Annotated in this window: 14 protein-coding genes; 6 read left to right on the top strand and 8 right to left on the bottom strand. The window is 49.1% G+C overall.

Annotation, left to right across the window (positions count from 1 at the left end):
* Positions 1-14: 14 nt before the first annotated feature.
* The 4 genes from FS806_RS14755 to FS806_RS14740 all read right to left on the bottom strand — a co-directional run bounded on the left by FS806_RS14755 (position 15) and on the right by FS806_RS14740 (position 3,382).
* Positions 15-365, bottom strand: a complete 351-nt coding sequence (locus FS806_RS14755) for a type II toxin-antitoxin system PemK/MazF family toxin (protein WP_010276580.1) — start codon at positions 363-365, stop codon at positions 15-17.
* A gap of 3 nt (positions 366-368) precedes the next feature.
* Positions 369-668 (bottom strand): CopG family ribbon-helix-helix protein, encoded by a 300-nt coding sequence (locus FS806_RS14750; protein WP_144937955.1) that lies wholly within the window; start codon positions 666-668, stop codon positions 369-371.
* 126 nt (positions 669-794) lie between these two features.
* Positions 795-1,967, bottom strand: a complete 1,173-nt coding sequence (gene alr / locus FS806_RS14745; protein WP_144937951.1) for an alanine racemase — start codon at positions 1,965-1,967, stop codon at positions 795-797.
* Between the two features lie 140 nt (positions 1,968-2,107).
* A complete protein-coding gene (locus FS806_RS14740; protein WP_313960588.1) occupies positions 2,108-3,382 on the bottom strand; it encodes an outer membrane lipoprotein-sorting protein in 1,275 nt (424 codons plus the stop codon).
* 520 nt (positions 3,383-3,902) lie between these two features.
* Between FS806_RS14740 and FS806_RS14735 the strand changes: the two genes are divergently transcribed.
* The 3 genes from FS806_RS14735 to FS806_RS14725 are packed head-to-tail and all read left to right on the top strand — an operon-like array spanning position 3,903 to position 7,139.
* Entirely contained in the window at positions 3,903-5,405 is a 1,503-nt protein-coding gene (locus FS806_RS14735; protein ID WP_144937949.1) for a spore germination protein, read from the top strand.
* Between the two features lie 41 nt (positions 5,406-5,446).
* A complete protein-coding gene (locus tag FS806_RS14730) occupies positions 5,447-6,487 on the top strand; it encodes a GerAB/ArcD/ProY family transporter (protein ID WP_260982102.1) in 1,041 nt (346 codons plus the stop codon).
* Positions 6,480-7,139 carry a Ger(x)C family spore germination protein gene (locus FS806_RS14725; RefSeq protein ID WP_144937943.1) on the top strand — a complete coding sequence of 220 codons (660 nt, stop codon included), beginning with the start codon at positions 6,480-6,482 and terminating at the stop codon, positions 7,137-7,139. The genes FS806_RS14730 and FS806_RS14725 overlap by 8 nt, the downstream gene beginning before the upstream one ends.
* A gap of 64 nt (positions 7,140-7,203) precedes the next feature.
* Here FS806_RS14725 and FS806_RS14720 read toward each other — a convergent pair whose 3' ends face one another.
* On the bottom strand, positions 7,204-8,421 hold the full coding sequence (locus FS806_RS14720) for a DegT/DnrJ/EryC1/StrS family aminotransferase (protein ID WP_144937940.1): 1,218 nt from the start codon (positions 8,419-8,421) through the stop codon (positions 7,204-7,206).
* A gap of 134 nt (positions 8,422-8,555) precedes the next feature.
* On the opposite strand from FS806_RS14720, the gene FS806_RS14715 reads away from it, so the two are divergent.
* A complete protein-coding gene (locus tag FS806_RS14715) occupies positions 8,556-9,461 on the top strand; it encodes an AraC family transcriptional regulator (RefSeq protein ID WP_144937937.1) in 906 nt (301 codons plus the stop codon).
* A gap of 28 nt (positions 9,462-9,489) precedes the next feature.
* Here FS806_RS14715 and FS806_RS14710 read toward each other — a convergent pair whose 3' ends face one another.
* A complete protein-coding gene (locus FS806_RS14710; protein WP_144937933.1) occupies positions 9,490-10,497 on the bottom strand; it encodes a Gfo/Idh/MocA family protein in 1,008 nt (335 codons plus the stop codon).
* Positions 10,498-10,526: 29 nt separating this feature from the next.
* Positions 10,527-11,231, bottom strand: coding sequence for a PIG-L deacetylase family protein (locus FS806_RS14705; RefSeq protein WP_186328372.1), 705 nt, complete (start codon positions 11,229-11,231; stop codon positions 10,527-10,529).
* Positions 11,232-11,545: 314 nt separating this feature from the next.
* Here FS806_RS14705 and FS806_RS14700 point away from each other — a divergent pair, with 314 nt between their 5' ends.
* Positions 11,546-12,430 (top strand): ATP-binding cassette domain-containing protein, encoded by an 885-nt coding sequence (locus FS806_RS14700; protein WP_144937929.1) that lies wholly within the window; start codon positions 11,546-11,548, stop codon positions 12,428-12,430.
* A gap of 159 nt (positions 12,431-12,589) precedes the next feature.
* On the top strand, positions 12,590-13,210 hold the full coding sequence (locus FS806_RS14695) for an ABC transporter permease (RefSeq protein WP_313960590.1): 621 nt from the start codon (positions 12,590-12,592) through the stop codon (positions 13,208-13,210).
* Between the two features lie 235 nt (positions 13,211-13,445).
* Here the strand turns inward: FS806_RS14695 and FS806_RS14690 are convergent, their stop codons facing one another.
* Positions 13,446-14,237 carry a TetR/AcrR family transcriptional regulator gene (locus FS806_RS14690; protein ID WP_144937927.1) on the bottom strand — a complete coding sequence of 264 codons (792 nt, stop codon included), beginning with the start codon at positions 14,235-14,237 and terminating at the stop codon, positions 13,446-13,448.
* Positions 14,238-14,478: the final 241 nt, after the last annotated feature.

Raw genomic sequence — 14,478 nt, 5'->3', positions numbered from 1 at the left:
CCTGGTTGTTTAATTTAAAAGTCAATCAGTCCGACGCTAATTTGCAAGGCATCGTCTACCTTGCGCATCGTTTCATCGTCCAGATGAGTGATTTTATCAGTCAGCCTCTGCTTGTCGATGGTACGGATCTGCTCCAGCAGGATGACCGAATCGCGGTCAAAGCCATGTGTCTTGGCATCTATCTCGACATGAGTGGGCAGCTTCGCCTTCTGAATTTGGGCCGTTATGGCCGCTATAATGACAGTCGGACTGAACCGGTTGCCTATATCATTCTGAATGACAAGAACCGGACGAACTCCTCCTTGCTCCGATCCCACGACCGGAGAGAGTTCAGCAAAAAAAACATCGCCACGCTTAACTATCAACATCTACACCCCGCTAACTAAGCGGTCTAATGTGCTTCCCGCATCTTCCTCTGCTTGAAAGGACTCGGAAGCAATGTTGAGATTGATTTTGGCCATTTCCATATAGCCGCGCTGCATAGATTCGCGCAGGTGCCTTTTTTTGCGCTCCATTAGATAAAGCTTCATCGCTTGCCGAATCAGCTCGCTTCGATTAGATTTTTCCAGTTCCACAATCCCGTCCACTTCCCGCAAAAGCTGGTCAGGCAAACTGATCATGATCCTTTTCGTGTTCGCACTGGACAAAGAACTCGCACCCCCAAACATTACTCAACCAATATTACCATTATAGCGGATTTCAAGCAATTTAATACAAGAAAAAATATATGCGCAAGATATATCAATTATGTTATACAAATGATAAAGATCGTGGCGAGTTATTCCATAGTCCTGTCAATAATGCCGCAGCAGATTCAAAGTGTTCTGAACCTTGCCGTGGCTAACGTATACTTTGGGAACCCGGTGCGAGATCATGCAGACGATCTCATAGGGAATCGTGCCGAGCGTTGCTGCAATTTCCTCTACGGGAATAATTGCATCTTGCTGCCTTCCAAAAAGCACCACTTCATCACCACAGGCCGCTTCGGGAAGATCCGTCACATTAATCATGCATTGGTCCATACATATCGTACCGACGACGGGAACACTCTGTCCCTTCACCAGCACCCGCGCCCGGCCCGTCAACATTCGGGAGTAACCGTCGGCATAACCGACCGGCAAGGTAGCTATCCTCTCCCCGTCCTGTCGGGTTCTATACACCACACCGTAACTGATCCCTTCATTAGCCGGCATCGATTTAACCATGACAATCTTCGTCTTGAAGCTCATAACCGGCTCCAGCAGAATCTTCTTCTGATTAACTTGAGCCGAAGGGTAAATCCCGTACATCGCAATCCCCAGTCTCACCATATTATAGGTAAGCTCCGGCAGATCGATGGCCGCAGCGCTGTTCCCGGCGTGCAAATAGGGAAATCTGATACCGCGCTTGGCAAAGTATTGAACGATTCTGTCAAACCGGCTGTACTGCATCCTCGTGTACGTCTTATCTTCCTCATCTGCGCTGGCATAATGAGTAAACAAGCCCTCCACGATCACTCCCGGAGTTCGGAGCGCCCGTTCGATGAACGCTATCGCTTGTTCCTCCTGATGCAGGCCCAGCCTCCCCATACCGCTGTCAATCTTGATGTGAATCTTGGCCGGATGCTTCTCGCCGGCCAGTTCGGCCACCGCCTGCAAATTCTCTTCATTGTACACGTTCAGCGTAATTCCGTTCTCCAGAGCAAGGGGAATCCCCTGCGCAGGAGTGTGACCCAGTATCAGGATCGGGTCTTCAATCCCTGCTTTTCTCAATTCCAACGCTTCATCCAGGAATGCCACCGCCAAATATTTAACACCGCAAGCCGATGCTTCCTTGGCTATTTCAACGGCTCCGTGGCCGTAAGCATCCGCTTTGATCACCGCCATCATTTGTATAGACGGGTCCAACAGGCTGCGGAAGGCATTCAGGTTGTGACGAAGCGCGTCCAATGAAATCTCTATCCATGTCGGACGATAAAACGAATCCAAGCCTTCCACCTACTTTTACAGCGTAAGGGGATACTTAAGAAGCCTAAACTTCTCTAGTAACCCCTCGGTACCGGCGTTTCTGGTGCTAATAGCTTTAATGTTAAACGCTTCTGGGTATGCTGTCAATGAATCGTCGGGCTCTATTTTGCCGACTGATCCTGGACGGATTGGGCAATGGCAACCATTTCCTCAGCAGGAAGATCGCCGGAGGATAAACGGAACTCTACGCCATCGTATGTCCATATCAGCGTTTTCTTGTCCTCTCCCGTCATCACCGCAAAGGTATAGCCCAGGTCCACCAAGGTTGCGGGCAGGACGGAGACGGAGCGGTCCACCGGCTTGGATTGCAGCAAAGTATAATGATAAGTGCCGGAATATCTTTGCAGCAGTCCCTTGCCGTCTCCAAGCTTCACCTCGGTTACCTCCGATTGGGTAACTCCCTCCGGCATGTAGGCGGGATCAATAAATACCAGTGGTTGCTGCTTATCTCCGTCCGTCTGCCCGGCTTCAGCCGAGGCCTGCCCCTTGGCTCCGTCCGACTGCTCGCCTTCTGCAGAGACCTGCCCCTTGCCTCCATCCGTCTGCTCGCCTTCAGCAGAGGCCCGCTGCTTATCTCCATCCGTCTGCTCGCCTTCTGCCGAAGCCTGCTGCTTATCTCCATCTGTCTGCTCACCTTCTGCCGAAGCCTGCTGCTTGCCTCCATCTGTCTGCTCACCTTCTGCTGCGGGCGATTGTCCCTCTTTCGGAAGCATCGTCGGAGCAGTCGGCAGCATCGATGCCGTCATATTTCTCTGCATATCGAAGGAGTCTTTATCGAATTGTTTATTAAACTCGAAATGGCTGAACTCCATTGACACCATGACGTTATTGCCGGCATCGGTCACCTGCACGTTCTGCGGCTGAAGCGTCTTCTTGTCGAGCCATATCTTCTGCCTCACCAGGGACGCATTCTGGTAGTTGGCCAGTACATCAAAGACATATGCATTCTCTTCGGCCGTAAACTGACGATCCTTATCTGTCAGGATGCTGTCCGCAATCGACTGGAACAGATAAGCCTGCCCTTGATTGTCCGGCCAATTGCTCTGGAAGCGGAAGCTTTTATTCAAATGAGGAGTCAGCACATACACCCCTTCATCATTTCGCAAAACAATTTGGGTAATATCCTTCTTGTCGTTAGTTAAAGAAATTCGGTAATAGTGCGGTTTCTTGAACCAGACTTCGACCTGGTATTCCTGGGGCACCTGCCCCGTATGCAGCGTCATCCGGCCCACTCCCTGATAGCTCTCCATCTTGCTGACGACTTCGTTCAGTTCCTTGACTACAGCTCCGGCATCCTTAGCGCCGCATCCGGATAAAATGACTGCAATTGCCAATACGATGGCTGCCATCCACGTGACCCGTCGCATTCCCATCATCCCTCTCTCCTCAAGGTTTGTTAACCAGCCCAGCTTTCGCAAGCCTTTGCGATTTCACTGATACATGTCTATGTAGAGACTTGGCCATTTATGCGGACTAGTTTGACGAGCTTTGAGGGTGAAGCAGACTGCTCCTACAGCAGCGATTTGAAAGCCAATTGCTAATAGAAGTTACCGGATTCCGGCGGCGCCTGCTGAGTTCGCTCGATTACGTTGACGGCCATAAATTACGGATGTTAAGGGAGTTTATCCAGAACGAACGAATTGAGCCGAAGCTCAAATAGAAATAGATCTTCGGCTCTAATAATGATGAAAACGATTATTTTTTGCTCAAACACAGTTGCTTCTTCTTACAATATGTCAAACATCTAGATAAAACCATCGTTTCAATACTTCCGCAATCTCACCGTTCGGACTCCGCAATGATAACAGAATTAGGTAAATAGTGCATGAGGTTCCTCGTCAGTATGAATAATAAGGTATGCAAATGCGACTATCAGTTTAAGGTGGAATGGCCGAAATGCGATCTCGTTTATTTAAACGATTTTATAAATCCTTGCAGCATAAGGAATCCGAAGAATCGATTGACATTCAGCCCGACACTAAAGCAACCCTTCAGCACACACTTGATGAATTTGCAGATTGTACGGATTTGGTTTCCCGAACTTATCCGGAAATCGGCGTCGTCATTCTTTTTTTCGGACATCTGGTAGATGACGAAAAATTAAATCGCGATGTAATTACTCCACTTATGGGCGTATCTTCCATATCTGATGTTCCTCAAATCCTTCAACGCTCCCAGTTTAAACTAACCGGCGATTCTAAAGAACTGATTACAGGTATACTCACCGGGAATGTCGCTCTCTTTCATAACGAGAACTGTTATCTGATTGATGTATACTGCCCTGCCGCACGTTCGATTGAACAATCCGAAACGGAAACGGTGATTACCGGTCCGCATGATGCCTTTACCGAGAAGGCCGAGTCGAATCTTTCTCTAATCCGTTCCCGTTTAAAAAGCTCTCACCTCAAAGTCATTAAAGTAACCGTAGGCGAAATTACCAAAACGGAAGCCTATGTCCTTTACATCAAAGATATTGCAAATATGGACTATGTCCGGGAACTGACCGACAGACTTATAAACATCGAAACCGATGCTATTTATGATACTAATATGTTGATTCAAGTGATCGATGATAATCCGAATTCCATCTTCCCGCAGTTTCTGACGACGGAACGCCCCGATGCGGCCGTATCCAAATTGACTGACGGCAGAGTTCTCTGCTTTATAGATGGCAGCCCTTCGGTTATCAGTGCACCAACCTCCTTTTTCGAATTCTTTACTTCTTCGGACGATTATTATCAGCGATGGGTCATTGGCACCGCCACCCGGCTGCTAAGATATGTCTCATTTCTCATTACAATTACATTCACGGCATTGTATGTATCCGTCACCACCTTCCATTATGAAATGATTCCGGAAAATTTGCTGCTGTCTCTGACAGAATCAAGAAGCAAGGTACCGTTTCCGCCATTGATCGAAGCTTTACTGATGGAAACGACGATTGAGCTACTACGGGAAGCGGGGGCACGTCTGCCTACCAAAATCGGTCAGACGATCGGAATTGTAGGGGGAATCGTTATCGGACAATCGGCGGTTCAAGCGGGCTTTACAAGCAATATTTTAGTGATCGCTGTCGCGTCTTCCGCCATCGCCTCCTTTGTCATCCCGAGTTATGTCATGAGCGCCTCTATTCGTTTGATTCGCTTCGGTTTAATCCTGTTGGCCGGAATGTTGGGAAATTTCGGACTGGCGTTAGGCATTGCCTACATTGTTATCCATTTAAGCGGACTGACAAGCTTGGGTACTTCCTATGTTACACCGGTCGCGCCATTTCAAATAACGGATTGGAAGGATGTATTCGTTCGAGCTCCGTTCTGGGTTATTAAACGAAGACCGACACAATCCGATTCGCCGAATAAAGTGCGTAACAAATGCGGAAATGAGGTAATTCCAAAGTGAAAGAGAAGCTGAGCTTTTTTCACGCAACCATCTTAATCTATATGTTCCAATCAGGCGTCGCTATCTTGGGTATGCCGAACCTATTGGCAAATTATTTTGGAACGAACGGATGGCTTGGGATTTTCCTTGTTTCCTTTATAGTATCCGTCAACATATTGCTCATATGGATAGTTCACCGGCTTGGCGGAAGCAGATCGGTATACGACATTTTGGAGCAATCCGTTCCGAAGCTCGTCCTCTTTCCGGTTTATTTGGCATTAGCTTTTCTGTGGGCTATGCTTGGATGCCTGACAACCAAACAGTACGTGTTAATTTTTCAAATGTTCTCTTTTCCTACTACCCCACCAATGGCCTTGAAATTATTAATGGATATTCTTGCTTTGTTATTAATTAGTAAGGGAATTTACGTGATTGCTAAAGCCGCGACTATTTTTTTCTGGCTCATCATATGGATGCTGCTGTTGTTACTTTTCTTCTTGGGAGATTTCGAATGGGCCAGATTGACCCCTTTTGTATTTAAGGGCGGGGAGAGCATACTCTCGGGAAGTCTGAATCTTTTCTTCGGTTACCTCGGGTACGAACTGAGTCTTTTTATTTTCCCCTATACGGACCGAAAAACAAAGTTTATAAAGGCGGTGTTCATCGCCAACATAATGATCACATTCGTCTATTTAATTACTTGTTTTGTTTGCTTCGGTTTCTATAGTGTTGATCAATTAAAAACGATCCAATATCCCGTCATTGACATTATGTCTTACATAAGGCTCCCGTTTGTGCAGCGTGTAGAAAATTTATTTTACGGATTCTTTATGTTTACGACCTTATTTTCTACAGTCATGTATGTTTGGGCGGCCAAAGAAGCCTCCCGGCGTATATTCCCCAAGACGAAACCGGGAGTGCTTGAGATTATCATCCTGACGTTTGTTTATTTCGTCGGATTTATTCCCGATGTCATGAACGAAGTTAGGCAATGGCTTCAGACGTTGGGACATATCCAAATCGGTGTAGCATTCGGCTTCCCTATCATTGTCATTCTCGTACTACTTCTACAGCGTAAGAAAGGTGAAGTGGCAGATGGTTAAAAAATGGTTTGGCCTAATGATACTTCTGGTAGCCGTTCTTACCGGATGCGGAGACCAGCGTATTTGGGAAAAAGTAGGATTCATCGAGACGGAAAGCTTCGATTTGTTACCGAATGGGCAATTCCTTATATCCAATAGCGTCCCGATTACGGAACCGGGGGTTAAAACTCAGAGGAAAGTGTTAACCACTGAAGCGAAAAGCAGTAAAGAGGCCAAAGTTGAGTTTGCCAGACAGACAAGCCTGACCTTAGTGAACGGACAATTACGAAATCTGATATTCGGTGTGTCGCTGGCGAAACGGGGGTTGTGGGACCAGTTTGATACATTTAGCAGAGACCCTTCCGTTTCACCACATGCCAAAATAGCAATAGTCAATGGGAGTGCAAGCAGCCTGCTGGCCAAAGATTTCAAGCAGCACCCGCGTACGGATCAATACATTGATCGATTATTAACAAAAGAAGCGAAGGAGCACGCAATACCTAAAGTGACATTATATGAATTTACCAGGGATTTTCTAGATGACGGCATCGACCCCGTCGTCCCGGTCATACGGGAGGATCGGGATAATATTTCATTAGACGGTATCGGTTTATTTAAGGGTTCTCGATATATCACCAAAATTGAGCCGGATGATGCGCTTATCTTCGGATGAGGCAAGTGAATATCAAACCGGTTCGTTTGCATCACTGGCCTCAGATGAAATCATTCGTATAGGATTAGGAATAAGATTTAATGACTTTCTCAAGAGCTTTCGCAATATCATGCATGGCCTGCTCATCTTCGAGCAGTGTAACCTGTGTCAGCCACAGCGCCTCTTTCTCGCAAGCTCTTTCGCTTACAGGACAGGAATACTCATGATCCCGCCCGCTTAACTCCTTGGATGCCTGCTTGATGGCCTCGTTGGTATTCAATGAGTTATAGCCGGTCAGGACGAAGATGCCCTCCGCATTCACCTTGTTAATAAAATCGTCCTTATCGATGCCGCTCGCGAAATCGGAATCCAGCTTGAACATATACAAGTGATTGGCATGTCTCGTCACTCTCGGATCCCTGGTCAACAGCTTAATGCCGTCTATCTCGGAAAGAAGCCCATCCAGAATCTTTACATTGGCTTCCCTTGTTCTCATCTGCTCCTCCAGGCGGGTCATTTGCGCAAGGACAAGCGCGGCCTGGAATTCCGTCATCCGGTAGTTTTGGCCGATTCTTTCATGCTGGTACCACTTGCCTCCCGGGATTCTGCCGACGTTAATCAGCGACCACGCATTGATCAGCAGTTGTTCGTCATTCGTCGTGATGACCCCGCCTTCTCCGGAGTTCAAGTTTTTGCTCGATTGCAGACTGAACGTCCCCATATCGCCGAGCGTCCCGACACAGCGCCCGTCCCACTTCGCCCCAATGGCTTGAGCGGCATCCTCCACCACGACAAGATTATGCTTCTTGGCGATCTCTACAATGCGGGTCATATTGGCCGGGCCGCCTGCGATATGTACCGGAACGATCGCCTTGGTGCGCGGGGTGATGGCGGCTTCGATCTTGTCAGGATCGAGGAGCAGAGTATTCTCCTCGACATCTACGAATACCGGAATGGCGCCGATAGCGAGCGGTGCCGAGGCGGTAGCGACGAACGTATAGGGAGGTACGATCACTTCATCTCCCGGCTTCACTCCGCATGCCTGAAGCGCTACCGAAATGGCGACGGTCCCGTTAACCAGAGCGATCGCATGATTGGCCTCCTGAAGTTGAGCGAATTTCCTCTCCATATTCAGCAGTTTGCCGTGCATGGAACCGTATTCAAAAATACCTCCCCAATTGCCCGATTCCAATACTTCCATAATCATTTTTCTTTCCAAATCGTCAAATACGGGCCATCTGGCTTTCCAGCCTCCTTGCCTTACGGGCACGCCCCCGTCAATTGCCAGTTTTTCCTTATCCATGTCCCATCTTCTCCTTAATCATATTCTTTTTCTTTTCTAATATGTAAGGTACTATAGATGTAACTACGGGATAGGTCATTAGCCAAATAGCATAAGTCACATTTTAATCTTTGGGAGAAGGGAAGATTTTTCCGATGGGAATGTTTCCTGAATATCACGACACCATCACCGTCGCCAATGTCAAGAGAGGCCAACTGCCATTCTACATATTGGAAATTACGATTGATTTCCTCATCAACATGCATCACCACGATTACGTGGAGCTCTTATACGTAGTCGAAGGCAGTGGCATCGAGATCATCAACGGAAAGAAACATACCCTTCAGCCGGGAACGGCCTCCTTCCTGCTCCCGCACCATATTCACGAGATTCAAGGCAATCCTGCCTCTCCGCTGCGGGTCTATTGCTGCATGTTCGACATCAGCGTCCTGTTCGGCTCCCGCTTCGACTTCGAGCTGGTGGGCAGATTGCTGCGTTCGGGGGTCGACCTCCCGTCCTTCGTCGACTTCAAGAATGAACAAATCGAACAGATGAACAGCATCTTCTCCTCGATCGTCCGGGAATATACCGGCTCCAACTTCGGCAAATTCACTTTCATCCGTGTCAAATTGCTGGAAGCGCTGCTTCAGTTCGCCCGCGAATTGCAGCCTGCGGCCCAGGATGAATTCAGGCCTGCGCATGATTCACAGAAAAGGCTGGAGAACGTTATTCAATACATCCACACCCACTACGCCGAGAAGCTTACTCTGGAAACATTGTCCAAGAAATTCAACTTAAGCCCTCCTTACATAAGTCAGGGTCTCAAGAAGCTGTGCGGGGAAGGGTTTGTGGATTATATGCATAAGATCCGAATTGGCAGCGCTCTCAGTTTGCTATCTTCCACAGATATGCCTGTCGCCGACGTTGCGGTGGAGGTCGGCTTCGATTCTTATCGCAGCTTCACCCGCGTGTTCAGGAAACTGCGGGGAATGACGCCGAGCCAATACCGGGAAACGTATATCAACACAGACGATATTGCGTCTCATTTTACCCAAGGGTAACCGTAAGAGCAAGCAAGGCCAAGGGGACTCAAGCTTCGAGCGAAATTTTCTCGTCCGTAGCGATGGACCGGTCTATAGCGAAGCATACTTCCATCGATTTGTACGCATCTTTAAAATCGCATCGGGTAGGTCTCTTGGTTTGGACAGCCTCCACGAATTCAGCAATTTCCATCTCGAAAGGCTGATGCGATACATCACCGCTTTCCGGCAAAACGACCGGGAAGGTGGCGAAATCCGTTTGTCCTGGAAACTTGTCGCTGAATACCCGGTTGTTCATGATTGTTCCCTTGTCCCCCAGAAGGTGAATGTTAAATTTATAGGGCGTCCTGCACTCCAGGGAAGAGGATACTTTGCCGATCCCGCCATTCTTCAGCTTGAAGAGAGCTATTACATTCGGATCGAATTCGTAGTCGGAATCCGCACGCGTAGCACAGCTATAGGCCGTTACTTCGACGATATCGCCCGCAAAATATCTCAGTGCATCCACGGCATGGCATCCGGCCGACAGCATGCTGCTGCCGCCAAGCTCTGTCTTGGTGCTCCACCGGTACTGGGGAAATTGCGGGCCGATATGGTTCCAATAATCGATTTGGGCCATGAAAATACGTCCGACGGCATCATCCCGGATTAGTGCTCTGATCATCTCGATGGCCGGATTCCAGCGCAGCACGAAGCTCGCGATGGCCGTTATCCCCGACTCTTCTATCGCCGGAGCCATCTGCCTCATGGCCTCCATGTTCATGGCCAAAGGTTTCTCCAGCACCAGATGCTTGCCATTCCTTGCCGCCAGCTTGGCCTGATCAGGGCGCACATCGGGGGTCGAGCATAGGATAACGGCATCTATGTTCGGTTCCTTGATCATCTCTTCGTAATTCGTATAGATGCGCGCTTCCATTCCCAGCTCCGCCAACCGGTTCCCTGCCCGTTCGGCATCGCCGGTCACCACGGCGTACAATTCAGCCTCCCGGTTCGAGCGAATCGCCTTCATATACTCCTTCGCGACCCATCCCGTACCCACCACTGCAAAACGTATCATGTCCGCTCTTCTCCTCTCATGTTCTCTTATCAAACCGGAAATCGGACAGCGTTTGGCCTGCTCCAGGCCATATGCTGAATAAATCCTTCTGCATACGCACAGCCGGCCTGCATTCCGCGGAATTTGTTCATCGTCATCACGCTGTCCAGAATATCTACGTTGTCATGGTTTTTGAGCCAGACCAATTGGCTCTGGTGCTTCTTCAGCATTTCAAGCTTGGTGCCGAACGTTGCCGTAATATCCACATAGAGAGTCGGCTGAAAATCAATCCCCGACAAATTGTCCATGTAATACAATGCGGGCACCTTCGCAGCGGGCTTGTGCTGTCGGGATGCACCGGGCAGCGTAGCCAGGAACGTCGTATCGAAGACGATTCGGCTTAATGCATTATGGTCGGGCATATAATCGTTAGGAGCATGGGTGATCACGAGATCAGGTTGAACCGTGCACATCAGGTCGATGAATTTCAGACGGATCTCCTCTTGCTCCGGCCAAATTTCCCCATCCCGGAGCCCCAGCGAAACGACACGGCTGTTAATGACAGCCCCGGCCTGCTCGGCCTCTCGTCGGCGAATGGGCACCAGCTCCGAAGCAGGGATTTCGTAATGACCTTTATCCCCGTCGCTGGCATGACACAACACCACTTCATGACCGGCCTCGACCATCTTGGCCAGCGTTCCTGCACAGGAAATTTCAATATCATCCGGGTGAGCCCCTATCGCCAATACTTTCAATATCCAATCCCTCCCCATATCCATTTAATAGACGGCCGCCGGCTACAAGAGCCGGAGCGAACTCCTATTTTGAAAAATACCCGATTGCAGAAGCCGATGCAGGTCATAATTCAAACCATTTAAGCCATATTTTAATATTCTTCCGGACGGGACATTGCGTACTTGAAAATGAGAAGCCGCGGCGCGCCGGGATGAACGACATATGGAGGGATGTGTTTCTGCAAATGAACAAAAAATGCTTGATGTTTAATTGTATATATCATATACTGTTTATACTATAAACCGTATACGACGTATACAGAAAGGATTGCGCAATGAGTTCTTTAGCTATTGAAGTAGTCGGGGTGCGTAAAGCATTCGGTCAACAGGTTGTTCTGGACGGCATTGATCTTTCGGTACAGAAAGGGACTGTATTTGCCTTGCTAGGCCCTAACGGAGCCGGCAAAACTACGCTCATCCATATTCTGTCTACCTTGGTGGCTCCCGACGCCGGGACCGTCAAGGTGGGAGGATATGATATTACGGCCCAAAAGAATAACGTAAAGCAGTCCATCGGTCTCACCGGCCAGTATGCAGCCGTAGACGAGATGCTGACGGCAGAAGAAAATCTGCGCATGATCGGCAGACTTTCTGGACTGACCGCGGCGGAATCCCGGGCCCGCGCCGACGAGCTGCTGCAAGCCTTCGATCTGACGGCAGCCGCCCGCAAGTATGTCAGAACCTATTCAGGTGGCATGCGGCGGCGCCTGGATCTCGCCATCAGCCTGGTGGTCAGCCGCCCTATTTTATTTTTGGACGAACCGACGACCGGTCTGGATACGAGCAGCCGGCGTACGCTATGGGACATCATCACGCAGCTCAAAGTGCAGGGGATGACGATTTTCCTGACAACACAGTATTTGGAAGAAGCCGATCAATTGGCGGATAGGATTGCGGTGATTCATAAGGGGAAGGTCGCAGCCTCCGGAACGGTCAAGGAGCTTAAGTCCCGAGTAAGCGAAGAAGTGATTGAGCTGCGCAATGACAAGGATGAAGTGATCCGCAGTATTCCTACCTGCGGAAGTATTCAAGGGGTTATGCAGGCGCTTGGCGAGCTGGCCGGTACGGTTCCTGATGCAACCAAAATCAGCATTCGCCGGCCCAGTATGGATGATGTCTTTCTCGAATTGACGTCCGAGGACAAGAAGGAGGCGGTGTAAAAGATGAATATTTCGATAAATCCGTCCAAAAAAGCTTCTTTCGGCGTGACCATCTTGTGTTCATCGGACGCAGCCTCCGTCTTTCCCTGCGCGACGTTGAGGCATTGATTATGGCCCTATTGCTCCCGATCCTGCTCATGCTACGTCTTCGGCGGAGCGCTGGATGCCAGCGGCAATTATGTCAATTATGTCGTTCCGGGCATCATTTTGTTATGTGCCGGCTTCGGGTCGGCCGGTACGGCGGTAAGTGTAGCCCAAGACATGACGAACGGAATCATTGACCGATTCCGGACGATGCCGGTCAGCAGCTCAGGCGTCATCACCGGACATATTATCGTAAGTCTGGCGCGCAACCTGCTTGCTACTCTGGTAGTCATCGGCGTTGCTTTCATCGTAGGGTTCCGCACTACCGCAAATGTGCTTGAATGGATTGGCGCCCTGGCCATCATCTTATTGTTTATCCTGGCGCTCACATGGCTGTATGCAGCGATCGGATTAGTCGCGGGAAGCGCATCCGCCGCCAATGGTTACGGCTTCATCCTGCTCTTTCTTCCCTATCTGTCCAGCGCATTCGTCCCGACGGAGACGATGCCGGACGGATTGCAGTGGATCGCTAATCATCAGCCGATTACTCCGGTGATCGAAACCATCCGCGGACTGCTCACCGGAACCCCGATAGGCAATCAAGTCTGGTGGGCTATCGGATGGTGCGTGCTTATCATTCTTATATCTCTCGTATGGAGCATCCGGGCATTTCACCGAAGAGCAGGACGGCGTTAATGACCTTGCTGCAGTGGGAACTATCAAGTATGAGCGGGGCCGCCTCAAAAGTGTTCGCATAACAAACGGAAACGTCTCCGAAATAAGCAAAAAGGACCTCAAATCCCACTATGGAGTGGGTTCGGGGTCTTTTTTAACACCGGGTTTAGGGGAAGCCCCATCCTCGGTCATCCGACCGGATAGTATAAAGGAAGAGCAAAACTGCAGGTGTTGTGAACACTTTGAGACAGCCGGTCTATTTTCCATTTTCCGCTTGTCTTTGATTAAGGTAGTACTCAATCCCGTCCAGAATTCGTTCCAATCCAAATTCGAAGTCGTTGCTTCCATCATCCGACTCATTCTCCCCGGCATACGTGCCTGATTTCACCATTGCATAAAGCTGGGGGAATTGTTCTTGGGTCACTAAATACTTAAGCGCATTATGTATATCTGATGTGCTTGGGGCAGCAGAACGGCTGCCTGCTTGAACCGCCTTATCTATATCCCGGATAATTCCTCCCCAAGATCGGGCGTAACTGTTTAACAACAGCACGATGGACATCTTCTCATGATCACTTAACGGACAATGACGCATGATCCGAAGTCCCCACTCGACAATTTGAAGGATATTGGGGGTATATGGTTCCCCTGTAATCGGAATGTCAAAAAACCAAGGGTGTTCCCGCAAAATCTGGATGCAAGCTTGTACATACTCCCGCATGCCGGTTTTCCAATCCTCATCCTTCTCCTCGGGCGGAATGGGGATATCGCACACTGCGTCCTGCATAAGGAGCAATAAATCTTCCTTGCTCGGAATGTATCTGTATAAGGACATCGCCGTATACCCCAGCGAAGCCGCAACACGGTTCATGGAAACCGCAGATAGTCCATCCTTGTCCGCAATCCGGATAGCAGTATCGACAATTTTCCGGATGCTAAGCTCGCGCTTCGGTCCCCGCTGAGGCTCCTTTTCCAACCCCCAACTGAGGGCTATGCCGCGCGGCAGGTTTTGCATGGCTTCGTTGTCCTTGCGATCTTCATCTTGCATGGGTTCAGCCTCCACGAAATTGCTTATATCATATACAGTATAACACATTTTTATGGAGCATTATCAGACAGCCGGTAAGGTAATAGAAGTGCAGCTTATCTTCAAAAAGATTCAGGAAATAAAAACCATAAAAATTCTAGATATGGTAAAATCAGATTGTACTGCCATACTCAGTTCATAAATAGAAAGGAGCCAATGAATATGTACGATATTGCCGTTATTGGATCCGGACCTGCGGGAG

This window comes from Paenibacillus sp. 32O-W (genome assembly GCF_007679495.1).
GTDB lineage: Bacteria > Bacillota > Bacilli > Paenibacillales > NBRC-103111 > Paenibacillus_L > Paenibacillus_L residui.
This window is presented reverse-complemented; position numbering and strand designations above follow the sequence as displayed.